This is a genomic window from Roseovarius sp. MBR-51 (genome assembly GCF_053628575.1).
In genome coordinates this window covers 1-24,749 of record NZ_JBRJGQ010000025.1, presented here as the reverse complement: position 1 = coordinate 24,749, position 24,749 = coordinate 1, and the positions used below count along the sequence as shown (strand labels likewise).

At 57.7% G+C, this 24,749-nt stretch carries 20 protein-coding genes and 3 pseudogenes; 9 read left to right on the top strand and 14 right to left on the bottom strand.

Annotated elements, in window-relative coordinates:
* Window positions 1-475 (top strand): annotated as a pseudogene (locus tag ACSSVY_RS20925) (hypothetical protein); the annotation flags it as partial.
* 51 nt (window positions 476-526) lie between these two features.
* A complete protein-coding gene (locus tag ACSSVY_RS20920) occupies window positions 527-1,078 on the top strand; it encodes an IS110 family transposase (RefSeq protein ID WP_454271815.1) in 552 nt (183 codons plus the stop codon).
* A gap of 356 nt (window positions 1,079-1,434) precedes the next feature.
* On the opposite strand, the gene ACSSVY_RS20915 is transcribed toward ACSSVY_RS20920, so the two are convergent.
* Window positions 1,435-2,787 (bottom strand): MmgE/PrpD family protein, encoded by a 1,353-nt coding sequence (locus ACSSVY_RS20915; protein ID WP_454271814.1) that lies wholly within the window; start codon window positions 2,785-2,787, stop codon window positions 1,435-1,437.
* A 3-nt stretch (window positions 2,788-2,790) separates the two neighbouring features.
* On the bottom strand, window positions 2,791-4,065 hold the full coding sequence (locus tag ACSSVY_RS20910; RefSeq protein WP_454271812.1) for a CaiB/BaiF CoA transferase family protein: 1,275 nt from the start codon (window positions 4,063-4,065) through the stop codon (window positions 2,791-2,793).
* A gap of 292 nt (window positions 4,066-4,357) precedes the next feature.
* Between ACSSVY_RS20910 and ACSSVY_RS20905 the strand changes: the two genes are divergently transcribed.
* The 4 genes from ACSSVY_RS20905 to ACSSVY_RS20890 are packed head-to-tail and all read left to right on the top strand — an operon-like array spanning window position 4,358 to window position 10,542.
* Window positions 4,358-5,143 (top strand): SDR family NAD(P)-dependent oxidoreductase, encoded by a 786-nt coding sequence (locus ACSSVY_RS20905; RefSeq protein ID WP_454271810.1) that lies wholly within the window; start codon window positions 4,358-4,360, stop codon window positions 5,141-5,143.
* Between the two features lie 13 nt (window positions 5,144-5,156).
* Window positions 5,157-6,311: an acyl-CoA dehydrogenase family protein gene (locus ACSSVY_RS20900; protein WP_454271808.1), complete on the top strand. Its 1,155-nt coding sequence runs from the start codon at window positions 5,157-5,159 to the stop codon at window positions 6,309-6,311.
* 27 nt (window positions 6,312-6,338) lie between these two features.
* Complete coding sequence (locus ACSSVY_RS20895) at window positions 6,339-8,360, top strand: CoA transferase (protein ID WP_454271807.1); 2,022 nt, start codon at window positions 6,339-6,341, stop codon at window positions 8,358-8,360.
* A 22-nt stretch (window positions 8,361-8,382) separates the two neighbouring features.
* A complete protein-coding gene (locus ACSSVY_RS20890; RefSeq protein WP_454271805.1) occupies window positions 8,383-10,542 on the top strand; it encodes a CaiB/BaiF CoA transferase family protein in 2,160 nt (719 codons plus the stop codon).
* 325 nt (window positions 10,543-10,867) lie between these two features.
* Here the strand turns inward: ACSSVY_RS20890 and ACSSVY_RS20885 are convergent, their stop codons facing one another.
* Window positions 10,868-13,885, bottom strand: a complete 3,018-nt coding sequence (locus ACSSVY_RS20885; RefSeq protein WP_454271803.1) for a Tn3 family transposase — start codon at window positions 13,883-13,885, stop codon at window positions 10,868-10,870.
* A 131-nt stretch (window positions 13,886-14,016) separates the two neighbouring features.
* On the opposite strand from ACSSVY_RS20885, the gene ACSSVY_RS20880 reads away from it, so the two are divergent.
* Complete coding sequence (locus ACSSVY_RS20880) at window positions 14,017-14,577, top strand: recombinase family protein (protein ID WP_454271801.1); 561 nt, start codon at window positions 14,017-14,019, stop codon at window positions 14,575-14,577.
* 31 nt (window positions 14,578-14,608) lie between these two features.
* Here the strand turns inward: ACSSVY_RS20880 and ACSSVY_RS20875 are convergent.
* The 9 genes and pseudogenes from ACSSVY_RS20875 to ACSSVY_RS20835 form a co-directional block, all read right to left on the bottom strand.
* Window positions 14,609-15,010 (bottom strand): annotated as a pseudogene (locus ACSSVY_RS20875) (transposase domain-containing protein); the annotation flags it as partial.
* 61 nt (window positions 15,011-15,071) lie between these two features.
* A complete protein-coding gene (gene tnpB / locus ACSSVY_RS20870) occupies window positions 15,072-15,419 on the bottom strand; it encodes an IS66 family insertion sequence element accessory protein TnpB (RefSeq protein WP_454271799.1) in 348 nt (115 codons plus the stop codon).
* A 28-nt stretch (window positions 15,420-15,447) separates the two neighbouring features.
* Entirely contained in the window at window positions 15,448-15,768 is a 321-nt protein-coding gene (locus ACSSVY_RS20865; protein ID WP_454271797.1) for a transposase, read from the bottom strand.
* 131 nt (window positions 15,769-15,899) lie between these two features.
* Window positions 15,900-16,631 (bottom strand): ABC transporter ATP-binding protein, encoded by a 732-nt coding sequence (locus tag ACSSVY_RS20860; protein ID WP_454271796.1) that lies wholly within the window; start codon window positions 16,629-16,631, stop codon window positions 15,900-15,902.
* Window positions 16,624-17,382, bottom strand: a complete 759-nt coding sequence (locus ACSSVY_RS20855; RefSeq protein ID WP_454271794.1) for an ABC transporter ATP-binding protein — start codon at window positions 17,380-17,382, stop codon at window positions 16,624-16,626. The genes ACSSVY_RS20860 and ACSSVY_RS20855 overlap by 8 nt, the downstream gene beginning before the upstream one ends.
* A complete protein-coding gene (locus ACSSVY_RS20850) occupies window positions 17,379-18,335 on the bottom strand; it encodes a branched-chain amino acid ABC transporter permease (RefSeq protein ID WP_454271792.1) in 957 nt (318 codons plus the stop codon). Before ACSSVY_RS20850 ends, ACSSVY_RS20855 begins: the two co-directional genes overlap by 4 nt.
* A 9-nt stretch (window positions 18,336-18,344) precedes the next feature.
* Window positions 18,345-19,226 carry a branched-chain amino acid ABC transporter permease gene (locus ACSSVY_RS20845; protein WP_454271791.1) on the bottom strand — a complete coding sequence of 294 codons (882 nt, stop codon included), beginning with the start codon at window positions 19,224-19,226 and terminating at the stop codon, window positions 18,345-18,347.
* Between the two features lie 98 nt (window positions 19,227-19,324).
* Complete coding sequence (locus ACSSVY_RS20840) at window positions 19,325-20,533, bottom strand: ABC transporter substrate-binding protein (RefSeq protein WP_454271789.1); 1,209 nt, start codon at window positions 20,531-20,533, stop codon at window positions 19,325-19,327.
* A 178-nt stretch (window positions 20,534-20,711) separates the two neighbouring features.
* Entirely contained in the window at window positions 20,712-21,080 is a 369-nt protein-coding gene (locus ACSSVY_RS20835; protein ID WP_454271787.1) for a hypothetical protein, read from the bottom strand.
* 328 nt (window positions 21,081-21,408) lie between these two features.
* Here ACSSVY_RS20835 and ACSSVY_RS20830 point away from each other — a divergent pair.
* Together ACSSVY_RS20830 and ACSSVY_RS20825 are read left to right on the top strand one after the other, a co-directional pair.
* Window positions 21,409-21,615: pseudogene (locus ACSSVY_RS20830) on the top strand (IS6 family transposase); the annotation flags it as partial.
* The gene (locus tag ACSSVY_RS20825) at window positions 21,551-21,901 is read left to right on the top strand and encodes a DUF6527 family protein (protein WP_454271817.1); all 351 of its coding nucleotides are present in this window, start codon (window positions 21,551-21,553) and stop codon (window positions 21,899-21,901) included. The pseudogene ACSSVY_RS20830 and the gene ACSSVY_RS20825, both read left to right, overlap by 65 nt.
* Window positions 21,902-21,974: 73 nt before the next feature.
* Here ACSSVY_RS20825 and ACSSVY_RS20820 read toward each other — a convergent pair whose 3' ends face one another.
* Together ACSSVY_RS20820 and ACSSVY_RS20815 are read right to left on the bottom strand one after the other, a co-directional pair.
* Window positions 21,975-22,733, bottom strand: a complete 759-nt coding sequence (locus ACSSVY_RS20820) for a hypothetical protein (RefSeq protein WP_454271785.1) — start codon at window positions 22,731-22,733, stop codon at window positions 21,975-21,977.
* The gene (locus ACSSVY_RS20815) at window positions 22,727-23,764 is read right to left on the bottom strand and encodes a hypothetical protein (protein ID WP_454271784.1); all 1,038 of its coding nucleotides are present in this window, start codon (window positions 23,762-23,764) and stop codon (window positions 22,727-22,729) included. The genes ACSSVY_RS20820 and ACSSVY_RS20815 overlap by 7 nt, the downstream gene beginning before the upstream one ends.
* Between the last annotated feature and the right edge of the window lie 985 nt (window positions 23,765-24,749).

The following is a 24,749-nucleotide window of genomic DNA, read 5'->3' as shown; positions in this document are numbered from 1 at the left end:
GGGGCCACCGGCTTTCAGCAATTTGCGGCGCTTGCAGCATAATTGCGTCCAGCAATCGCCCGTTCTCGGGTCAATAGATTTCTTGCGACAGAACCAGTTGCTGATCGTCGCCTGTTCCGAGCCGCTCCGCGGTTCGCGCATCCTGCGATACTATCGGTGGCGCTGGTTCATTGAATGCATGTTCGCCGACAGCAAGACAAAGGGGCTCAACCTGGAGGACACGAGGATGAAGCTCTCCAAAAGGTTGAGCCTTCTGATCGGCATCGCCGCAATCGCCCTCGCCATGGCCTGTCACACAGCATCCAAGCTCATGGGGTCAAAATACCCCGCCCGGAAAAAGCACGGCTACTGTTCAAAGTCGTGGTTCAGAACCGGTTTTGACGAGCTGCGCCGTCGTCTCAGAGCAGACGAGGACATACCGATCTTCGGCAACAAATTAGCCATCAGGAAACGACTGCGGGCGGGAGTCGCGTAGTGTGATGAGCACGGCCACGTATTTCCCGCGGGAATACGCTACCTCGATCGCATGACAGCGCTCGTGGAGGATGAGGCCTCCGACTTGCCAGTGTTGATCCGGGAGGAGTGTCAGGACCTACTGGCGCAGATTGCAGAGAAAACAGCGCGTATCATCGAACGGACCGCTAAACTAAAGACGCTGGCCGCCCAGTCGGACCGGGCGCGACGGCTCCAGACCATGCCGGGTGTGGGACCGCTGACGGCCGTCGCGGTGGAAGCCTTCGGGCCCGACATGGCTCAATTCAAAACCGGACGCGACTTTGCGGCTTGGTTGGGTCTGGTGCCGAGGCAGCATTCCTCAGGAGGAAAGGAGCGCTTGGGTCGCATGACCAAGGCCGGCCAGGCTGATATCCGACGGCTACTGATCATTGGGGCAATGTCGCGACTGAACTGGCTTGGACAGCGAAGCATTGTGGAGGGCAGCTGGCTGTCACGCATGTTGGCTCGCAAGCCCAAGATGCTGGTCGCGATCGCGCTGGCTAACAAGATGGCCCGACAGATCTGGGCGATGCTGACGAAGAATGAAGACTACAGAGATCCGGTGCTGGCGAGCACGGCATGATGCTTCATGTCGAAGCGTTAGCAACGGTGCCGACGGAGTGTGAGAAGACAACGACCTGAATGGGCAATACGATCGAACAGATCCGGATTGGGAAAACCAGTGGTTCTCTGCGAGCGTAAAGCTCGGCAATTAGATTTGGACCCGATCCGCTGATCACCATCACGGCCCGCGGCTTTTGGAAGTGCCGCACTTCGAGTGCCTGACAAAAGTGTGCGCTCGATCACACGCCAATAGGGTCAAAAACTTCTTGCATTACGGGCGGCAACCACAAAAGAGAACCATGTGTTATACGACCCTGGGCTCGGTCTTCTCCCATACGTCGGTCCGGCCGGTAGCCATTCCGGGCGGGCAGGCGATTAGCCCGCTGGCCGTTCTTCGGCCAATATGGCCGAAATTTGCGGCAGCGTGTCGCCGCTACCGGCGGTTCGGGCAAGTTCGAACAGATCCTTGGCCCGACTGCCGTAGACAGGCTCTGCCAGCGACATGAACTTGCGGTGCATCCCGTCCCAGCCGATCGGATTGCCGGGGTTGCCGCGTGCCAGCGGTGTGTCGACAGTGAGTTCGGTGCCGTCGTCGAAACACACGGACATGCTGGCCGCGGTGCTGGTCAGGCTGTCATCGGTGATCACCTCGACCTTGGGAAACATCGCCTGCACTGCGGGGTCAGCGAGGCGTTCGGCAGTGAAGTCCTGCTCCGAAGCATCGAACCCGCAAAGCCCCAGGGCAGCGCAATAAGCGACCGAGAATTTACCTTCTAAAGGTTTGTTCACCTGGGTCTTGGCGGCGAAACGCAGCACCATCGGATTTATCCGCGCGCGGGCGCTCTGAACCTTGCGACTGCCCGCCTGCGCGTGAATGTTGCGCGCGCTTTCCACGGTTGGATGCACCAGAAGACAGGCCGCATAGGGCTTGAACGTGTTATTGTGAATCTCCCAGTTCTCATCGAAATCCAGCACTGGGATCCCAGCCGCGCCGTCCTGAACAAACGCGGGGGCCAGCGTGTCGCCCTCGGGTTCGATCAACGCCTTGCTCGCCTCGAACCCCGCCGCACCCATTTGTGCGGCCAAGAGCCCGTCCATCCCGGCTTTTCCAGCGTGGAACGGTTTTGACATGGTCCCGAAGGAGGCCACCAGACCTCCGGCGGTGGTGGCCGCGACACCCATCGCATTGGCGACCTGGGCTTCATTCAACCCCATCAGGACGCTGGCCGAGGCTGCCGCTGAGAACCGGCCCAGCACGGATGTGGAATGAAAGCCACGCTTGTTGATGGTCTCGCCGAAATCGCTGCCACCCAGACGTGCGCCGGTTTCAAAGCCGGTGACAAAGGCGCGCAGGGCGTCCATGTCGCTGTGCCCGAGCTCGCAGGCCATGGCCAGGGTCGCGGCCCAGGTTGGTGCGCTGAGATGTGCTAGACAACCCAGATGCGTGTCGTCATAATCCAGGCAGTGCGCGAAGGTTCCGTTGACCAACGCGGAGGCAAGCGGCGATTGCGTTCTGCCCTGAAACACCGGCGCCTTGCCCGGCGCGCGCCAGCCCGAGGCCATGTCGCGCACTGCGCGCCCCGCGCCCTGGTCATGTGCACCGACCAGAACGCCGATCCAGTCGGCCAGGCACATCCGCGCCGCCTCCAGCACATCCTCAGGCAGGGGCCGGTCGAGGGTGGTGGCGACATAACGGCTGACGATTTCGGCATTCGTATGTCTGGTCATGGGTCAGGTTATTCTATCTTTATGAAACCGGGCTATGGTTTCGGGATCGAAGCCGAGGCCGGACAGAACGGCATCGGTGGCGTCACCCACCTCGGGCGCCGCCGCGCGGCATTTGACGGCCAGGCCCGAAGCCGCCAGCGGGTTGACGATCTGGGGGATATTGCCATCGGTCGGGTGTTCAACATATTCGATCAGCCCGCGCCCGGCGACATTCTCTGAACTCAGCGCCTCGTCGGGTGAATAGACCGGAGTGATCGGAACACCCTTGCGGGTCATCTCGTCGATCAGGTCGTCGCGGTTCTTGGCGGCGCAGGTTTCCGCAATGGCGGCGCGATAGGCAGCGGCCTTGTCGCCGTGGTCTGAATGCCTGTCTTCGGGGCTTTCGTCGTGGTCGATCAGGTCTGGCCGGTCGATCGCATTGCAGAAATTGACCCAGAGCCGTTTTTCCAGAAGCGCCACCGCTACCGCCTTGTTGTCGGCGGTCAGATAGGTGTCATAGCGAGGGTTGCCGCCCCAGACTTCGATCATCGGCGTGCCTGTATTTCCGACATCCCGCGACATTGATCCGGTTTGCGAAATGTTGCACATGGAAAACAGGCTGTCGAACATCGCAATGTCGAGATTGCTTCCCAGGCCGGTCTCGCGCCGTTTCAGCAAACCACCCAGAATGCCGATTACCGCCATAGTCGCCCCGGCATAGTCGGCCGCCTGAAACCCGGGCACCTCCGGTGCCTTGTCCGACTGCGCCGAGAGCCCAGCAAAGCCAGACAGCGCCTGGATGACAAGATCGTGGCCAGAAATGTGAGACAGCGGACCGCTCTGGCCAAAGCCTGAGATCGAACAATAGACAATGCCGGGGTTCAGCCCGCTGACGGTATCATAATCGATACCCAGATTCTTCGCCACACCGGGCCGGAACGATTCGACCACCACATCGGCCTCTTCAATAAGCCGGTGTGCAATCGCCCGACCGTCCTGCTTGGACAGATCCAGCGTAAGGCTGTGTTTGCCGCCGTTGACGCTGTTGAAATAGACGCTTCCGGTCTTGAACAGCGGCGCGTTGGCACGGCTCATGTCGCCTGCGCCGGGACGTTCGATCTTGATCACCGTCGCCCCCATATCCGAAAGAAACTGGGTGCACCATGGACCTGGCAAAAGCCTGCTGAAATCGGCGATCAGGGCGCCGGCCAGCGGCAGGTCTGCTGTGGTGTCGGAACTGCCCAGTAGATGTTCTGAAAGTGGCGATCTCTGGCGGGTTTGTGTCTGTGAATTCGTCACGGGTCTGGCTGTTTCGCCTCCTGAATAGTTGTCGTTGCGTTCATCACTGTGCTCATATCGCCTGTCGGTGCCAGGAAATGCCGCCGCTGCCGAGCGCGTTCCACCAGTCGACGCTGGGATCGCAAGCGAGCCGAACATCGCGTTTGACATCTCACCTAGCGTAAGTCTAATTAATGAAATGTGTCTCGTCCATCGGAATATTCGGGTTTGACGTTATTGCCCGTTCCGGGCCTGTCAGAAGCCCGCACATGGGAGGATCGGATGGAGTCGCCTGACAATACGGGAGAGAATCATGAAGATTGAGTTTGGCGGAAAAGTAGCCCTGGTCGTAGGGGCGGCTCAGGGCATCGGATTTGCCACTGCATCGGAACTCAGAAACTCTGGGGCCAAGGTCGCCGTAGCCGATATCAATGGCGAGGCGGCGATCGCGGCGGCCGAGCGGCTGCAGGGGGCTGAGGGCGAAAGGCTGGGCGTCCAGGCCGATATCAGTGCGCTGGACAGCGTCGAGTCTATGGTAGCAGAAGTGACAGAGAAACTGGGCTCGCCGGATATCGTCGTGATTTCCGCCGCAGTGCTGGATGACAAGCTGTTCTTGGAATCCGGCCCGAAGGACTGGCAAAGACTTATCAACGTCTGCCTCTATGGCCCGATGAATGTTCTGCACACTGTCCTTCCCGGCATGACGGAACGTGGCTTTGGCCGCATCATCTGCATGGCCTCTGACTCAGCACGGGTCGGCCAGGCGCGGCTGTCCTATTACGCTGCGGCCAAGGGCGGTGTGATCGCCCTGGTCAAATCCGTGGCGCAAGAGGTCGGCCCCTCCGGCGTCACGTTGAACGTGGTTTCGCCTGGGGCCACAGATACAGAGCTGCGTCAGGCCCGCGAAGCTCAGACCAAGGAAACGATCGGTGAGGAACGTTATGCCGCGCGGGTCAAAAAGGTTCTGCGCATGTATCCGGCGGGCAGGATCGGACAGCCGCAGGATCACGCCAGCATGATCGCCTATCTGGCCAGTAACCACGCATCTTGGGTGACCGGGCAGGTCATCAGCGTCAATGGCGGCTTCGTCATGCCATGAAAGAGAGAATATAATGGACTTCAAGTTCACTTCAGAACAGCAACTTATCCGGGAATCCTGTCAGGCGATGGTCGAACGCGACGTCGAGCCGGTTCTGGCCCGTCACGACCCCACAAAGCCCTTGCCCAAGCAGGCGATGCTGGAGATATACGGTGCGCTCGCACAGATGGGGCTGATGGCTCCGCGCCTTCCGGAGGAACACGGCGGTGCCGGGTTGAGCATGCTGGATTACGGGCTGATGTTCGAAATACTGCCGCCGGTCATATCAATTTCGATTTTGGCACAAGAATGTACCGCAGCGCGGATCTACGCCGAGAGCACGCAGGAACAAAAAGACCTTTTCCTGCCGGGTATTCTGGACGGCACAAAGATCTGCTGTACCGCCACGACAGAGCCCAATGCCGGATCGAACCCCCGCGAAGTGCAGACTCGGGTGGAAGCCGATGGCGACGATCTGGTGATCAACGGGGCCAAGATCTGGATCAGCAATGCTGGAATTGCCGACATCATCAATACCACCTGTTCCGAAGGCAAAGACGAACGGGGCAACTCCCGGCTACGTCGCGTTGTGGTCGAGCGCGAGCGCGCCGGTGTGGTCGCGCGGGAAATTCCCTGTCTGGGCCTGCGCCAGGGGCATCTGGGCGAGGTTCTATATGACAATTGCCGGGTCCCGGCGGTGAATTCTCTGGGAGCGTCCGGGGATGCGGCCCGGTTGCTCACGCTCACATGGAACGGCAACCGCCCACTAGTCGGGCTGGCGGCGGTGCATCTGGCGCAGAAGGCCCTGGATGCGGCAGTGGTATATGGCGGCGTGCGCAAGCAGTTTGGCAAATATATCGGCGGCCACCAGCTTGTGCAGAAGCAGCTTGCCGATATCGAAACCGCCGTCGTCACCAGCCGCCTGCTATGCTACTCTGCGCTCAACGCGATGGATAACGGCGAACGGGCCAACGGTACATCGGCGATGGCCAAACGTTACGCGACGACGGCCTGCGAACAGGCGATATCCGAGTCGATGCAGGTTCACGGCGCAATGGGAGTGGCCGATGAAACCGGGCTGGAGCAGCTGTACCGCGACGTGCGCATGCTGCCAATTCCGGACGGCGCAAACGGGATTCTGGCGCTGATACAGGGGCGCGAGTTGGCTGGAATCGACGCGTTCCGCTGATTGTGGGGAAATTTTTTGACGGATCGGATGGCACTTGAGGGGATAAGAGTTGTCGAACGGGTCGGCAGGCTGGCTGGCAGCGTGTGTGCCGGGCGTATGGCCGATCTGGGCGCGGAGCTTGTCCGCGTGGCGGTTGATGGCGATCCGCTGCCCAATGAACCCGCCTCCTGGCGCAATCATCCGTTCGCCAATCCATCGGCGGAAATGATACGGCTGGACCGCGGCGATCCCGAGTTCGGTGCGCGCTGGCAGGGAATTGCCGACAAGGCCGATATTGTGATCGTTACCCCGGAAATCCGCGAAAACGGCAAGGCAGTGGCCGATTTCGCGGGGCTCAACGCCGAGCAGCAGTTGATCTGTCTCGTCTCGGCCTTTGGAAACGCCGCCAAGGATCCGCCGCTGGCCGATCCAGGCGAGATTGAGATGCAGGCGATCGGCGGTTCGCTGGCGACAACGGGCGGCACTGACGGCACGCCCTGCATCGTCGATCTGCCCATTCTGGAATTGTTCACCGGGCTGAACGCTGCAACCGCAGCACTGGCCGCGCTGCGGGTGAAGGAGGCCGGCGGCGGCGGGCAGGTTCTGGACATCTCGGTCTTCGAAACCAGCTTCACCCTAACTGGCACTTTTCTGGGCAATGTCCTCTCGGGTCGCACGCGGGGCTTTCGCAATGGCTGCCGCCACCCGCTGGTGGCACCCTGGAACGCCTATCCCACATCGAATGGCTGGGTCATCTTGTGCACCACAAGCAATCAGAATTGGCTGGACCTGACAGAGGTGATCAGCCGGCCCGAGCTGGCCGAAGACCCGGAATTCGCTACGGCGGCCGCGCGCATATCGGTCGTGGAAAAGGTGGATCGGGTGATTTCGGAATGGTCGCGCACCGTGACGACCGAACAGGCTCTGGCGGCCCTTCAGGCCTGCGCCATTCCATCAGGCACTGTGGCCACGACAGCGGAAGTGGCACGTGCGGGCACACCGGTTCCTTGTCGCCGCATGGCGGCACCAGCCGGACCTGCACCGCGCGGCACCGGCGCCGAAGGCCCGCCGGAGTGCCCTCTCGACGGTATCCGCGTTCTGGAGGTCGGGCCCTATACTGCCGGGCCGCTGGCGGGGCGGTTTCTGGCCAATCTCGGGGCCGAGGTGATCAAGGTCGAAGGATCCGGGGGCGAGGATTCACGCCTCTGGCAACCGTTTGTCGACGGGATCAGCTGCTATTTTGCCAATTATAACGCAGGCAAGAAATCGGTGGTTCTCGACCTGCGGTCCAGGCATGGCGAGGCGGCGTTTCTCGATCTTGTCAAAACCGCCGATGTGGTGCTGTTCAATCTCAAGGCCGGTGCGATGGAACGGATGGGGTTGGGCGCGCGGCGGCTGCACGACCTCAACCCACGCCTCGTCTATTGCGGCATTTCAGGCTACGGGATGAACGGGTCGGCGCGACCCGCGCTCGACACAGTGATCCAGGCCGAGGCCGGAGTGATCGACCGCATTGCTTCGGTCGGCGGTCCGGCAAAAGGCGGGGTATCAATCGCCGATTTGGGGGCGGCGCATCTGGCACCGCTGGAGATTCTGGCCGCATTGCGCAAAGCACAAAACACCGGTCGCGGGTCGGTGCTGGATATCTCGATGTTTGACACAGTGGCCTGGTTGGGTTGTATCGGCTGGCCAGACGGTGATCCGGTCTTGCCCGATCACTGTATCGTGCAGACGGCTGACGGCTGGGTTGTTGCGCTGGATTCCCGAAGCGAACTCGACCGGCAATTGAGCGGGGTAGAGCCGAGCGGACAGACATCGGCCGCGCTTTGCGCCGCGCTGGCGGAAGTGTCGGTGCGCGCCCTGCCGATGCTGGAACTTGACGAGGTCTATGCGTTGGACGTCGCTAAACGCGACGGGCTGATGGTTTTTGAACGGGCCGACAAGGGCGGCAATTGTGTAATCGCGGCGCCCTATGCGCTGTCGCGCACGCCTGTCGCCGTCGACACGCGCGTGGCCGAAGTGGGAGCGGACAATCTGGCCCTCACCGGTTGCCCTCCGCCGCTGAAATGACTGGACAAAGACAGGTGTATCCATGACCGAGCCAAATCCATCGAATTCGGCGAAATTCCTCAGCGGTATCCGCGTCGTCGAAATCGGCAGCCGGATTTCGGTCGGCTTGTGCGGATCGCTGTTGGCCGAAGCCGGGGCACACCTGTTTTTCATCGAACCACCCGAGGATCAGGCGGGTAAGAGCGGGAAATGGGCCAACCGTGCGCTGTATGCGGCGGGAAAGCAAAGCGTGGCGATGGACACCGACGCTGATCGTGATCGGGTCGCAGCGCTGATCGGTGCCTGCGACGTGGTGCTGCTGTCCAGCGATACCGACAGCGTCTGGGTTGATGAGATTGCCCAGGCTGTCGGCGCGGGGAAGATCCTTTGCGATTTCACCGCCTTCGGGCATGGTGGCCCGATGACCGGCCAGGCCTTTGACGATGCGATGGTGCAATCCATCTGTGGCGTGGCCCACACAACCGGCTTCGCGGACGGACCCCCGGTAGCGTTGCAGGTGCCCTTGCTGGAGTATTCGACCGGCTCCTATGGCGCAGCCGCGATCGTTGCGGCGCTGGCGGCGCGTGACCGCTCCGGGGGGGGGGGGCAGCGCATCGACATGGCGCTTTATGACAGCGGCGTGAACTCGCTCGCCACGTTCCTGCCGGCGCATTTCGGCGGCAAGGTTCCGATGCGGGTAGGCAACCAACATGCGATGTGCGCACCCTGGAATGCGTATCAGGCCTCGGACGGGTGGGTTCTGCTTTGCTCAGCCTCGAACCCGCCCTGGCGGCGACTTTGCGACCTGATGGATCAGCCCGAGCTGACCGACGATCCGAAGTTTGCCGATCTGCCAGGCCGGATGGAAAATCGCGACGAGGTGAACCGGATCGTGCAGGACTGGATCGGGCAACACAGCGTCGCCACCGCGACCGAGCTTCTGATGGCGGCCAATGTCGCCTGCGGACCGATCCTTCGGATGGAGGATGCCGCCAACGACCCCAACCTGAAACTGCGCGGCATGATCCGCGACATTCCAGACCGGGCCACCGGGGGAACGGCCCGAGTTCCGGGCACTCTGCTGCGGGCGCAGTCGGGGCATGGCCACCTCGCCGACCATGTTCCACGGCGCGGCGAAACCGAGGCCGCCGATCTGGACACCATTTCCGCTGTAACAGACGGTGTCGGTAACACACCCGATGCGACAGAATTGCCACTTGCGGGCCTGCGGGTCCTGGAGATCGGGCAATACACCACCGCGCCTCTATCCAGTCGGCACCTGGCGACGCTCGGGGCCGAGGTGATCAAGATCGAGCCTCCCGAAGGCGACGCCGCCCGCAGCTGGCTGCCTCATAACGGCGATCTCAGCATCTTTTTCGTGATGAGCAATTCCGGCAAGACCAGCCTTGCGCTCAACTTGAAATCGGAGCAGGGCCGGAAGGTCTTTACCGATCTGCTCGCCAGCGCCGATGTCTTGCTGGAAAATCTCAAACCCGGCTCGCTCGACCGACTCGGGTTCGGCTGGCCGGAGCTGTCAGACATCAATCCACGCCTGATCTATTGCGCGATTTCAGGCTTTGGGGCGGAATCCGCTTATCAGGAAAGACCAGCCTTCGACACCGTGGTTCAGGCCATGGCCGGGCTGATGCACGCCAATGCCTTTGACGGCACGCCGCTGAAATCAGGCGTTTCCGCCTGTGACTTCATGGGCGGCCAGGTGGGGCTCTTTTTTGTGCTTGCGGCATTGCGAAACAGACAGCGGACCGGCAAGGGCGATTTCATCGACGTGTCGATGCAGGATGTCGCGGTCTGGATGACGGCCCCCTTGTGGAAATTTTCCGAAGCGCCGATGACCCGGAACCCGATGCTGGAATGCGCCGATGGCTATGTCTGTGCCGAACGCAACTGCGATTCGGTCGAAGGCCGGGATTGGGCCGGGATGACCCGCGACGAGGCGGTCGCCCTGTTGGCCCAAGAGGGATGCCTTGCCGCGCCGGTCCACACGATTGCCGAAATGGTAGATCATCCTCAGACGCAGGCGCGTGGCTTGTTCCAATGGCATCATAGCGCCGATGGGCTGCAATGGCCTCTGCTGGGATCGCCGATGGTGTTTTCCGGCTTGCGGCCATTTATCGGCAACCCGATTGGAAAGCCGCGCCCTGTCGATGCCGCCATGCGCGCGCAGCTGGGCATCGCCACCTGAAGACGCCTCCTACAGACGTGTTGTCAATTTTACTTTGGCATAGACATTGATTGAAAGTAAACTTGGGTTACGGCAGCACCTTTGAGACAAGCTCGCCGCAAGGCGTTCCCGGATAACCGACAGGTCTAGGGGAAGACACACGTCGGGTCGGTCGCTGTGAGGGTCAGATCACCCGATAACTGGCACCAATCGTATGACTGTCGCAGTGGTGGATCAGGCTATCAGCAGGACGTCGCTCGTAGAGCGCTCTGCTCCAGAGCATCCAAGACAAAGGGACGTGGGGCTGAGGGGAACAGTATGCCCTCATAAGGGCTGAATTATCTTTTCAAAAGTCCCATTCGGAACTAGGATCTCGGAGTGGCCGCAGGCCGCCCTGTGCGACGCTTTCTGGCAGGGTGATTTCATAGCGCCCAAGGAAGTTGATATGCCGCCAGAGCACGGGAGACATACGGGCTATATCGTTGGGGGCAACAAACGCGCCCTGTTCCTCGATTTGTGTGATGGCCTCCTGCATGTAGATTGCGTTCCAATGAGTAACAGCGTTGAGGATCAGACCAAGCGCGCCGAGTTGTTCTTCTTGGCCCTGTCGCAAAGCGTTGCGGACTTCGCCGCGATCGCCGTGATAGATTTTTCGCGCCAGCTTGTGGCTGAATTCCTGCCGGTTCAGCTGGATCAGGATGCGCCTGCGGAACTCTGCATCGTCGACGTAGTTCAGGACATGCAACGTCTTTATCAGGCGTCCGAGCTGTACGAGGGCTTTTGCGAGGGTGGTTGGCCGGTCTCGCACCTGCAGGATGCGCATGACGCTTTCGGCTTTCAAGTGGCCCAGTTTGAGGGAGCCTGCGAGGCGGATGAGATCTTCCCAGTTTTCGATAATGATGCGTGTGTTGATTTTACCCTCTGCGATATCGCCCAAAGGGCCGTAATTTACGTCTTTGTCTGCGCGCCAGATCCGGGTGCCACCGATATCCGCCAAGCGAGGACAGAACTGGTATCCCAGGAGCCAGAACAGCCCAAAGATTGCATCGGAGTATGCGGCAGTATCGGTCATGACTTGTATGGGATCGAGCTCTGTTTCCTGCTCCAGGAGCAGTGCCAAAATGGCGAGGCTGTCACGCAGGGTGCCGGGAACGACCATGGCACCGAGACCAGAATATTGGTCAGACAGCATATTGTACCAGGTAATGCCACGCCCTTGCCCGAAATACCGAGCATTTGGTCCGGCATGGATGGCTGTCTTGGGAACGATGAACCGCAATCCATCTGCCGAGGCCGCTTGTCCATCCCCCCAGCATTGCGTGATGGGCAGTTCTGCATGCGCCGATACGATCTTGGCGTTCGCTGCCGCGAGCGTCTCGGACCGGATGAAATTTTGACTGATCCAGGACAATCGGCTCCGCCTCAAGGCAGGATGGTCGTTGCGAATGATCGGCTCAAATCCGATGTTACAGCCTTGGGCAACGAGTGCGGCGCACAGACTGATCTGGAAATTATCCACTTGCGCGGGCCGCTCGCTCAAGTGGGTGAAGGCATCAGCGAACCTCGTTCGTTGCATAACCTCCAGCAGGATGTCCGGGATCGCCCCCTTTGGCATGCGGTCCCGGACATCGCTACGCAATTGGATCAGGGTGTCCGGCTCCATCATACGGTCGAGTTTAGGCAGGGCGATACGTCCTTTACCTTGCACCGTTTCGAAGCGCAGATCCGGGTTCTGATCCGCCCGATTTGCAACATGCTTGAATGTTGCATCCAAGGCATCCACGAGTTGATTGACCTCAGCGGTGCCGTCCAGCGATCGGTTCAAACTACGGCATACGACCCCTTTGGCTCCCTGCCAGGGTGTGCCTTCCAGCATGCCAAGCCGGGGATCGGCATAGCGAATGCCTGGACTGGCATAGACATCGCGTCGTTTTATGGCGCTACGCCACGCATCGATGGTGGCAAAAACATAGGCTCGCGCGTCCTCTGGTTCGCCGTCCTCATTGAGGACATGGGGTTTCCAAGCTTTGGAAATGACCCCAATGGGGGCATTTTTCAGCGTCATTTTGGACCAATCTGGCTGATCTTTGAGCCATGCCATCGCATCGGCCACATCGGCACCGCCCGGGCTTGCAGCCATATCGATGCGGGATGTGATCGAGGAGAACAGTTTGCGCGCCCGGCGCCAACCGGACGCAAGCTCGGCGTAGGGCTTTCCACTGGAGGGTTTGGCCAGGGTATCAACCGCCATTATTGCGCGATCGATGCTTTGCTCGGGTATCCGGCTGTGAACCATATTGCGCCAAACGCTGTGAGGCAGGCTATCGTTTGCGTCATCCCTCACGAGCCCTGCCAGGTCGCGCAGCAGGACAATAGCCTCGTCGAGAGCCTGCTGATGCGCCTGCCGCCCCGTGGTCTGTGCCAACTCGGCGTCTCTAAACAGGTCAGCAATCAGGGCATCGCCGAGTTCGATGGCATCGTCCTGAGCCGCCGCTTCGAGAGTAAACAACAACGCGGCCACGGTTGCGGTGCGCCTCGGTTCTTTCAAAGCCGCGATCGCAGATGGCTTGGCGCGCCGGGCCACACGCGCCAAGCGCTCCAGCTGTGTCGCGGGCACGCCTTTTGGGGGTGTCAGACCAATGTCGAAATCTCGCACGCCATCCAACCGATCGAGATGTGCCCAGAGGTCGGATTGGCGTCGCTTCAGAGGGCTGGCACGCAAAATCCCCAATCTGCTGAGGCGGTCAGCATCGTGGGCAAGCAAGCTGGCGATCTGGTTGCGTTGTGCCTCACTCAGACCATCCACAATACGTGTCCAAATCCGGGTTGTGGCACGGTCCCGTATGCGACCAACAAGCCGCTCCAGTATCGAAAGGCCCGGCAAAATGACGTTGTACGATACCAGCCAGTCGGCGGCTTGCAGAACCAGCGCTCCGGGCCTGTCGTTTCCCATCCAGCATTCCAAGTAGAGCCATCGGGTCAGCCGCATTCGCAACTGTGGGCTATCGGCAAAATAGACGAACCTGTATCGTTCACGGATGGAGCGAATATGCCGTTCAACGGTCTTGGGGGCGCTGAAATAGGGATCCATGGAAACCTGCGCATCAATAGCAAGTTGGGCTCGCAAGTAGTTTGCGATGACCGGCGGCACGTCTTGCTGAGACGCGGGAAAAGCACCCACATATCGAGCACTGGTCAACAGCACAGCATATCCAAGCCGGTTCTTGGCCGTCCGAAGATTGCGGATGACGTCCAGATCAGGCCCGTCCAGCGTGAAGGTCTTCGCCAAGTCGTCTTCAGACAGGGATTCCGGCAATCGAGCAAATCGCGCTCGTTGTGCGCTCGTCAGAAATCGGGTGGGCATGGTGTGCGAAACTCTCAAGTTTTGCGACCCCGATCAGCCGCACGGAAAATACAGGATAAATCCTTCGCAAAACATATGTGCGAAAATGGCAAGTTTTGCAATATGATTCGCACAACTCGGGAACGGGTCGCATGAAGATCGGTTACGCGAGGGTTTCCACGAAGGATCAGGAGCTCGAAATCCAGAGATCTCGGCTCAAAGCGGCGGGTTGTGAGATCCTCTTCGAAGAGAAAATCTCCGGCGCTGCCAAAAAACGGCCTCAACTCGAAAAGCTACTGAGCCAGTTGCGGAAAGATGATGTGCTCGTTGTCACCAAGCTCGACCGCTTGGCACGATCAACAGCCGAGCTCCTGCGTATTGCGGAAGCCCTGAACGAGAAAAATGCAGGATTACAATCCCTTGACGAACCCTGGGCGGACACGACCACACCCGCAGGCAAGATGATCATGACCGTCTTCGGCGGCATCGCTGAGTTCGAGAGGTCGCTCATCTTGACCCGAACACAAGAGGGCCGTGAAGCCGCTCAAACGCGCGGCGTTGCCTTCGGTCGCCCCTCAAAGTTGAGGCCGGATCAAAAAGAAATTGCCTGCGATCTCGTCAAGAGCGGCCAGTCCGTAGCCGCCGTCGCAAGGACCTTCAACGTCCATCCCGCGACCATCTATCGATGCCTCGAAGAAAAACAGCCCTTATGAGGGGATACTGTTCCTCTCAGCCCCACGTCCCATCACCACCGCAATCAGGGCAGCAGGCACCGGGGTCCAGTTCGCGGCGCTCGCGCGGGGTCACGTCCGAGACACGCGGGCGGCGGCGCAAAGCGGGTGCATCGGCAGCTTCCGGTGACGGTTCATCCTGCCCTTCGTCGATGGGCGCATCATCTTCCTCAGCCACCGCTACCAGCAGGTCTTCGAGCGCCAGTTCCAACTGCTCGATCTCGCGCTCAACCTTTTCCGAGGACTTACCGAAGGCCAGTTTCTGTAACTTGGCGATCCGCAAACGAAGCGCCTGAACCAACTGATCATGGACGCGCAACGTGGCCGATATCTTGGCGTTTTCTGCCTGCAATACCGCAATCATCGCCTTCAATTCGGCGGGATCATCAGGCAGATTTTCGACAATAATTGACATGCAACTGACTACCAAAAGTCAGGCCAAAGCACCATATAAATAACGCCAAACAGGAACAAAATCACCCGACACGCGCCGGGGGAGAGCCCCAATTCGGACGCCGCCAGTCGATTCCCTCCCAGAGCATCGCGAGCTGCGCAGAGGTCAGCCGTATCGACCCATTCGCAGCACTCGGCCAAGGAAAGCGTCCGCGCTCAAGCACCTTGTAGTAGAGGCAAAACCCCTGGCCATCCCAATAGAGCAACTTGATCCGGTCCCCCCGGCGCCCACGGAATGCAAACACTGCGCCACTGGCGGGCTTCTGATGCAGGACGTCTTGCGCCAATGCCGCCAGCCCCGCGATCCCCTTGCGCATGTCCGTGACACCGCAGGCCAGATACACACGCACGCCAGTCCCAGGCCCGATCATGCGGCGTCCACCGCGCGGATCAGGGAGATCAGCGCACCGGGTCCACAGTGCTGTCAAAGTGCAAACTACGCCCACCCCGCAGCCGCAATTCAACCGCGGTCGCTGGAAGCGCCTCAGCAGCCGTCACTGGCATGTCCAACGGAAAGAAAAGCGCTCCGGCATCAGGCGACCACAGACCCTTCTTCTTCAGCTCATGCCGCCATTTGTAAATCTGCTGCCGGGTCACCTCGTGGCGTTGCGCCACCTGCGTCACTGTCGCCCCGCCAACCCCAACCGACAGGACCATCTCGAGCTTGTCCTCATCACGCCAAAGTCGCCGCCGCTCAATCCCCAGAATTTCGCCCCGCATCGCTGATCCCCCATAAGACACGTCGCAAGCGACGTCGCTAAACACGTGTCTTAGAGCAGGACGCCAAGGTCAGGCAGGCGGTCCCAATGGCGCGGTTACGTTCTTTCTGGGAAATTTACCTTTGCAAACCTTTATTTAGATTGCTCTAGCGGACGTCCGAGATAGGATTCTATGACTTCCGGATGGGACATGACTTCATCGGGAGAACCCTGGAACAACTCTTCTCCAAAATTGAGAACGAAAACGTGATCGGCCAGCGCCAAAATTACGTGCACCAGATGTTCGATCATCAGGATGGTCACGCCAGATCGACTGACCTCCGTCAAAACGTCCATCATTTCTTCGACTTCGCCGCGAGTCAGCCCCGCCATTACTTCATCGAGAAAAAGCAAGTTCGGACTGGTTGCCAATGCACGGGCGAGCTCAAGTTTCTTCTTTTCACCTAGCGTCAACGTTCCAGCAAGTTGATCCTGCTTTTCGAGCAAACCGACTTTCTGAAGCGGATCTATACAACGCTCACGAGCCTCTACAACTGAGAGGCTCTTTTTGTCGGAAAAAAGCGCGCCCGTGACAACATTATCCATGACTGTCATCTCGGTGAATGGTTGCACGACTTGAAATGTCCGGGCCACACCGAGATGGCAGATCTCAAATGGCTTGAGACCCGTTATGTCTTTATCTTTGAGCGACACAGTTCCGGATGTTGGTGTCAGGTATCCCGTAATAAGATTGAGCAACGTGGTTTTGCCTGCCCCATTGGGCCCAATAACACCCAACAACTGTCCCTTGTCCAAATCCAGGTTCAGGTCCTTGATCGCCATCAGGCCACCGAAATTTTTTTTTAAACCGCGAATTTTAAGCATTCGAAGCACTACCCTTCTCTGTTCTTGGCTTGCGTGCGGTCGAGCCAAGAAATGCCGTTTTCACGCTTTCCATATTCATGAGTTCACCAACAGGTGCTTCAGCAAATACCTCACCATGGACAATGACATATCCACGCTGCGCAACACTCAATGCAGCTTGACTATTTTGCTCTACAATCAAAATACTGATGCCGGATTCCGCGATCTTAGCGATCGCATCGAAAACCAAATGAACAAGGCGTGGTGCCAGACCCAATGATGGTTCATCCAACAACAGTAGGGATGGACAACCCATCATGGCGCGCCCGATGGCAAGCATTTGCTGTTCCCCACCTGACAACAGCCCCGCACTTTGTTTTCGGCGGTCAACAAGACGGGGAAACAGTTCATAGACTTCTGCCAAGGCTTGCGCACGCCGCGGCCGCGAACGCGGACAAAACGACCCCAAAATCAGGTTGTCTTCGACACTCAAGTTAGGAAAAACCTGCCGACCTTCTGGTGAGAGGCATATACCTGCCTCGACCCTGCGATAGGCCGGGATTTCAAGGAGGTTACGCCCTTGAAAGAGAATTTCTCCGCTCGTCGGCGCGACCAACCCCGTGATGACATTCATGGTAGTGGTTTTTCCAGCACCATTGACGCCAAGTATCGCAACCACCTCACCTTTACCCACAGTTATATCGAGACCGTTGAGCACGGCAGACTGGTCATAACCTGCGTGCAGGTCCTTTAATTCAATCAGCGCAGTCATTGCTTCTCCTTCGCCAGCAGCGTTTCGCGCCCGACTTTCTTCTGTTTGAGCTTGGTAAGCTGATGCCAAATGCCGTTGGGAAGATAGAGAATGCAGAGGCACAGGATCAGGCCATATATGACAATGCTTAAGCCGGCAGAACCAAACCAGATACGAGTTCCTTCAGATATTACGAGTGTTGCCAATGCGCCGATTACCGGGCCCATGAGGGTGTAAATTCCACCAAGAATAGGTGCCACCTGCGCTAGAATTGTAATATGCAGATCGAAGGCGATACCGGGATCGGCGAACCCGCCAAACCATGCGTTGATGCCGCCGGCCAGCGACGCCATGCCACCTGCCAATGCCAATATGCCGACACGGAACCGACGTGAGTTGATGCCGAACATCTCAGACGCAGCTTCGTTGTTGCGCATTGCGCGGAATGCATAGTGATAACGTGATCGTACTACCGCCCAAGAAATTGCAAAAACCGCAAAAGCGCAGCAAACCGCAAAACTTGCGATGACAGGAGATTCCGGCCGCAAGTTTTGCTGGATATAAATTCCTTCTCCACCGCCTGTTAGTTCCGGGGTCATGACCGCAATGACACGGAGTCCTTCAGACACGGCAAGTGTGGAAATTGCGAAGAAGAAACCACGCAGGCGCCCGGTTATGACAGCCAAGATGGCTCCGACAAGCATACCAATAGCGATCACTGGTATGATTGTAGCCGCAAATCCCAGACCGATCTTATTAGAGGCAAGAATGGCTACATAGGTACCCAGCCCCCAAAAGATGGAGTGGCCCAAGGAAACCAGGCCAGCACTGGCTGCTAGGTTCCAGCTTATGCTCAACATCATCAAACTCGCTAATCGGAGGCTCCAGTCCACGATCACTGGAGTTGAGTAGAAAGGGAGCGGAATAAGGATCAGCGCCAAAACGACGAATACTACGTATTTTAAAGTGCTCATGGACATCGTTCAGTGCGCCTCTTCGAATTTTTGGCCCAGAATGCCACGCGGCCGAATGATCAGCACAATCAGAAGGACAATGAAGGCGACACCTTCCGCCCAGCCGATTCCATTTGGCACATAGTAGGAAACTCCAGTCTCGGCGAGAGCCAGGAGAAATGCTCCGATTACCGCGCCCCAAATGCTCCCTAATCCACCCAAAATTACGATCGCAAATCCTTTCACCAAAATGTGGAAACCCATGAAGGGGGTTATCGTCAGCAGGAAGCTGATAGCGACGCCTGTGGCGCCAGCCAAACCAGCGTTGATTCCGAAAGCCAATAAGTAGACAAAGTTAACATTAATACCCATTAGGGTGGCAGCTTTCTCATTCTGGGCGACCGCCATTGTTGCCCTGCCAAGTTCCGAACGCTTTAACCAAACAATGAGCCCAACGATCAGGGCTGCTGCGACCACAAAAGTGACAACTCGACCATGAGGAATCCAAACGTCGAAAAACTCGGTTGCGTCAAGCGAATAGGGCGTGCTGACTGAACGGGGGTTGCCGGTAAAGACAAGCACTGCGAGATTCTGCAAGACAAGACTTATCCCGAACATCAGAAGAATTTGGTTTATGCGGGGAGCTGCAAGGGCTCGTCTTGCGACGAGCTTGAAAAGCCCCGCCCCAAAAAAAGCGACAATAATCGCAATCAGGGGAAGTATTAAAATTGGATCAATTCCAAAAAAACCAACTGCAAAAAACGCTGCATAAGCGCCAAACATGATGAACTCGCCATGTGCAAAATTGGTAATTCGCGTAACGCCCAAACCCAATGCCAAACCAACGGCCATCAAGGCGTAAAAACCTCCGAGCAATATTGCATCGAGGATGAATTGAAAGAAAAGTGACATCGTGCGCTACTCCTGATCCCTATGCACCAGAGATATGGCGAAAAAAATTACCCGTTGAGCGAGGGCTTTTAAGATGACGCCCCCGCTCATTGGTGAATTTATTCCCTCGGCAACACTTCTCCGGTCGCCAACTCTTCGGGATACAGAACGGAATATCCGTCGCCCTGACGCTGGAAAACAAGTGTTTTCGAAAACGCCTGATTTACTGCGCCACCGTCACTTGGTTCAAACTTCGAACTGCCGAGCATCGTATGAACGCCAAGATCTTTAAGCTCCGCAGCAACTTTCTCCTTTTCAGTACTTTGCGCCTTCTCGATCGCAAGAAACAGCATCATGGCAGAAGTGTAGCAGGTGACGTCCAAAAATTCCGGCTCATGATTGTATCGCTCACGGAAGAGCGCTTCCCACTCCTTGATACCGGGAAACAGCTTAGGATAGTTCGGGTCACCGTCTGTTTCCAAGCCAGGCAAATAGGTAGTAACACCAATCCATCTGTCTGCAGCGGGCCCTACAGCGTTTACCCAGTCCGGGATCTGCGGATAAACAGTCCCGACAAGATACGGAATATCCAGTTGCGCAATCTCAATTTGTTTGGCGAGCTGGATCGCATCAGATGTCTGAACAAGCCCCAACAGAACGTCCGGCTTCGTACGACGAACGAGCTGCAAGACCGGGTTCATGTCCGAAGTACCTTCCCGTACCAATTCTTCTGACACGATTTCGAAACCGGCGTCCGAATAGTACTTTTTCGCTGAAGGAAGGTGCGAGCGGCCATAAGAGCCATCAGAATAGACAATTGCGAGGCGCTTGCTTTCACCAAGTACTTTACCTAGACCCTCGGCGGTGCTTTGATGATAAAGATAGCCCCATGGATAGGTGTGGAAAAACATATCCTCACCAAGAACTTCGTTTTCAACAGCAGTTGATGAAGACCCGGGAACAATCCAGAGTGGCTTCCCTTGCCGCCATGGCGGGACGCTCGCAGAAACGATCCCCGAGGCAATCGGGCCAATCATAAAATCAACGCCTTCTTGCTCAACCAATTCGGTCACTGCGGTAACAGTTGACTGGTTGTTACTCTGAACGTCGCGGAAAACGATTTCAATTTTCTTGCCAGCGGCCGTTGGACCAAAGGCGTCGAGAGCCATCTCAATGCCACGCCTACCTTGCTCGCCATACACAACATATTTTCCACTGAGTTCAAGCGGAGCTCCGATCTTAACGACGTCTTCAGCAGCGATTGCAGGAGTTACGATCCCGACAAATGCAGCAACTGCAATGGGACCTATATCTCTTAAAGCTCTCATATTTTGTTTCCTCCACTGTGTATTTCGGACAAGAGCGACCTTCCTCCTCCACAAAAAAGGTACCGCCTTGAAGCACGCAAAATTTTTTTGACCTTGCGCGTTGAGTAATTCTACTGAACAGAATAGGTCCCGTCTAGTGAAACATGATTTTTTTTGGTCGGCTAGCGCCTGTTGACGTTCACCTCAAACGGATCCCCAATGCGGCAAGGAAAACAAATGCGCTGAAGTCGTTGTCGGTTTTGTAACAGCGTATGGAGTTCCCTCTGTATTCGTTGAGCTTTTCGAAGAAGTTGTCGGCTAGGGGCCGACTGCGGTAGTTGTCGCGGTCGAACTCCGCTGGGAACCGTCGGTTGGGTCTGGGCGGAATTACTGCGCCAGTTTCGGCACTAGTCAGTGCATCCCTCAGCCAACTCACGTCGAAAGTCCGATCAGCCAGTAACTGGCTGCAGGACAGCCCGTCGATCAACGCCGTGCCGCGTAGATCGTGGGCTCGCCCCGGCAGCGAACGGATGTCCGTCAGATTGCCAAGCGCGTCGGTCAGCGCCATGATCTTGGTGGTTGTGCCGTCCTGTGGCCTGGCTCTGCGTCCCGCTTGTGCGCCCTAATGGTGGCTGTGGACTTTGACGATACTGACGTCGAAGATAGCGTATTCGAAGTCGGCATCTTCGGCCAACTCTTTGAACATGCTCTAGAACGCGTCTGCCTGAACCCATCTTCGGAACCGTTTGAAAACCGAGTTGCTCTTCCAAACTCTTCTGAAAGATCACGCCACGGGCACCCCGTGGCGCGATCCACAGCACGCCTTCAACGACAATCCGAGGATCAGACACGGGCGTTCGGGGTCACAATCAAGACCAGGATAGTGCGGAGCGATGGTCTCCCACAACGGCGTCCCCGACCGTGTCGTCATCGATAAAAACGGCGCCAATCTGACGGGGTTGGACGCTGTGAATGTGGTCCTGAAATTCACTGGAACAGGGCAGACCATCAAAATCCTGCAGGTCAAATACCTGAACAATATCCTCGAGCAGGATCATCGGTTTATCAAGGGCGTCACCGGGCGCACTCTCGGCTTCAAAGCTTCCAGATAGTCACAGGGTTTGGGATGAAGGTGGATATGCCACCATTCAACCGTCAGTCGGCGTCTTCGATGCGCCGTGCAAGTCCCACTATGTAGTTCGCGCGGGAAACGTCCAGTGGCTCCCAGCCTTTTCGGGGGCTCAGGCAACCAGGATCATGCAGGCGCAGATTGCGCGCCACTCTTCTCAAGATACAAAACCTGCGTCCTGGCTGCGTCGAACCGCGGCCGTTCTGTCCGGTTTCGTGAAGAAGTTGCTGGCGGCTTTGCTAGGCGGGCGCTCACGTTGACCATCGAGAGGTAGAGATAAGCACTCGTCGTGTCGGCCGGTCCGGTAACGACAGCGGCCCACCATAGCAGTCGTTAGAGCTGGTAGAGACGGAAGATCAGGTCGAGGCCAGTTTCTCGAGCGATGGGAACACCGAAGGCGTTCGGGTCGAAGTCTGCCAGCCCGTTCACCCTTTCCACGTAGGCCCTGAGGTCAGCTTTCAGTGGCTCGGTAACCTTGATGGGCTGATCGGTCGGGAGAAGTTGAAGCAACCGGAACACATCGTTCCGGTGCTTCCTGATATCGCTTCCCTTGGCATTCGCGTCCCCATCATCCTTTCGCTGAGACAGGTCGACGAATGCTCTGGCCTTGAACGGGATGAGCAGGCGCTCATCGAGAACAAGAATATCGTCAATGGCGCGACGGCTCTCGAGGAGTGCCTCGTAGTAGTCCGTTTCCAACAGGATCGCGGAGAGGCTCAGGGTTTCGTCCGAAACCTCCACCACCGTCAGCCCGGCATCCTCCGGGATTTCCAGCGCTTCGGGCTTTCGCGCAAAAAGCTCGAGCATTGCCGGATACGCTGGGTCGGTTGGCTTATGGAACCTGTAAAACTCGCGTCGCCCGTTGCTGCGTTCGCGCGCCTGGTAACCACCCCCATCTAGGAAGGCTTTCAGGGATTGCGCGAAAGTCGGATCCACGACCTCGACGCAGAGCACCATGTCGATGTCGTTGGTCTGGCGGAAATCGATGCCGACCTCCTCGAAAATCATAGAACATGCGGTGCCGCCGATAACCGCATAATGGTCGGCATGGTCCGCAAAATGCTCACGAAACTTGTCCAGGCCGACTACCATTCAAACTCCTCCAACAATTGTAGCGCGGCGGCGTCCAGCCGCTCGTCCGAATTATCGCGGAACTGCAAGTAGAGCGACAGCGCATCGACCTCACGCGCACCCGACACGATATCCGGGTCGTACCACCAAACGTCGATCGCGAAGTTCGGCTCCTCGTCCTGTTCTACCTCTTTCCCGAACTCGCCACTTTGTATCCGCTTCCAGTCCTTTGGCCCGGCAGCAAAACGCAGGATGCGGGGCTTGGACATCGTCGAGCGCTCTGAAAGCGCACTTTCGCCACCGGTTGGCAGATAATTAGGTAGTGGGCTGCCATGGAAGCCCTTCGGCAGGGTGGGTGCCCGAAACCAATGCTCGGCCTTGACGGGCGAACGCAGTTTGTGAACCGCCGCTTCGAACAGTTCGCGAGGAGCCTCTGAGAACTGGATATGTTTGCTACGCCCTCTCGTTTCCACATGCGCTAGCTCGCCGGCCTCCAGTTCTTCGAAGGCGCGGCCGATCGACATCGCCGAGTATCGCAAGATTTCCGCGAGATCGCTGGGTCGCGCGTTTTCCACGTCCTTGCGATTCAGGTGTCGCAAAAAGAGCGCTTGTGCTGCCGGTGACAGTTGATCTTCCGAGAAATCACGTCTTCGCCGAAAATGTTCTCTGAGGTCCATCGCAAGCTGAGGGATGAAGAGCTGGCTTCCGGGAACGATGAATGGCACAGATTCCTCTATCAGCCTGCTGCGCTGATAAGCAGAGAGCTGTTCGAAGACAAGGACGACGATCCCCTCAAAGTGACGCTCGAGGGAGCCAAGCTGCTTCGAAAGCCCGGTTGGATTTTGGGAGCTCTCGGACAATGGGACTGTGAGCAGGAGCTCATGCCCAAGTAGCTCCGCCTGCCGGAAATCGAACCCCTTTTCCAGGAAGAGCGGAAGTCCCTTCTTGTCACTCCAAGCCATCAAACTGGATGGCAGGTGTAGCGTGGTGCGCAGGTAACCTTGCGCTGCCTTGAAGAGCTCCTGAGAGAATTTTTCATCCAGTTCTAACATGATTTTGGAAACTAACACTGATAATGTTAGTGTGCAACGACGATGTTAGTAATTTGGATGGGTTGGGACGCGCTGGTTGCCTTCGGTATCACAGAGATCGTCAGAAGGTTCGGCTTCTGGCCAGGTTGCATACCCATGGTGAGCAAAAACGAAACATGTCAAACCAGCTTTCAAGATGATCACGTTCTTGTCGCTCACAACCGAATACTCCGAGCAATGTATAGGTTTTTGTGATGTGCAAGCCTTAGGTTTTGGTGTTCTTGGCCCCTCCTGCCCTTTGGCCAGGACCGTGCCCTACTCGTTCGGCTGCACGCAGCCGCCCTCCCCGAGCTGAAACGCCGCCTCTCCCTGCGACGTGCTGCTGGCCGGGCAGTCTCCTCCGGAGCCAGCCCGACCAGCCGTCGCATGGTCGTGGCAACGCTTCATTTCGGCCATTCGGTAACGGTCGCTGGGGCGGGGCGGGTCGCCTCAATGGTCTCGTCCACCGCGCCTTAGCCGGTGCTATTCTTCGCTTTACCGGACATGCTGTTCCGCGATCATTGGCCGCAAACGCTGTTCGACGACCTCCGGATTGCATTTGCTGTAGCTGGCAGAGGGCCGGTGATCAGCACGATGCAAGAAATCGCAAACTGTCGGGGCGCGGTACCGGTTCACGGTCGAAATCCAGGTGAGCCGTGCAGGGTGTGACTGCTTCGACGGTCTCCCTGCTGCTGCCCTGCCAGATGACACGCATCGCGGTGCCACGAATGCTAGCCGTCGCGACACGTAGGGCAGGGCTCGGCCAAGCTGTCACTGTACCCTAATTAATCAGAATCCGGCCTGAAATTGTCCCATAGAATCAATGGAAGTTTGTACCCTTAATTTTCGCATTGTACCGTTAATTGCAATATTGCACCCTTAATTACCAGACGGTTGAAACTGTGGATAACCTAACCGCTTCGTGTAGCGCGCCAACAGATATTGCCCTTCTAGGAAGCGTAAAACG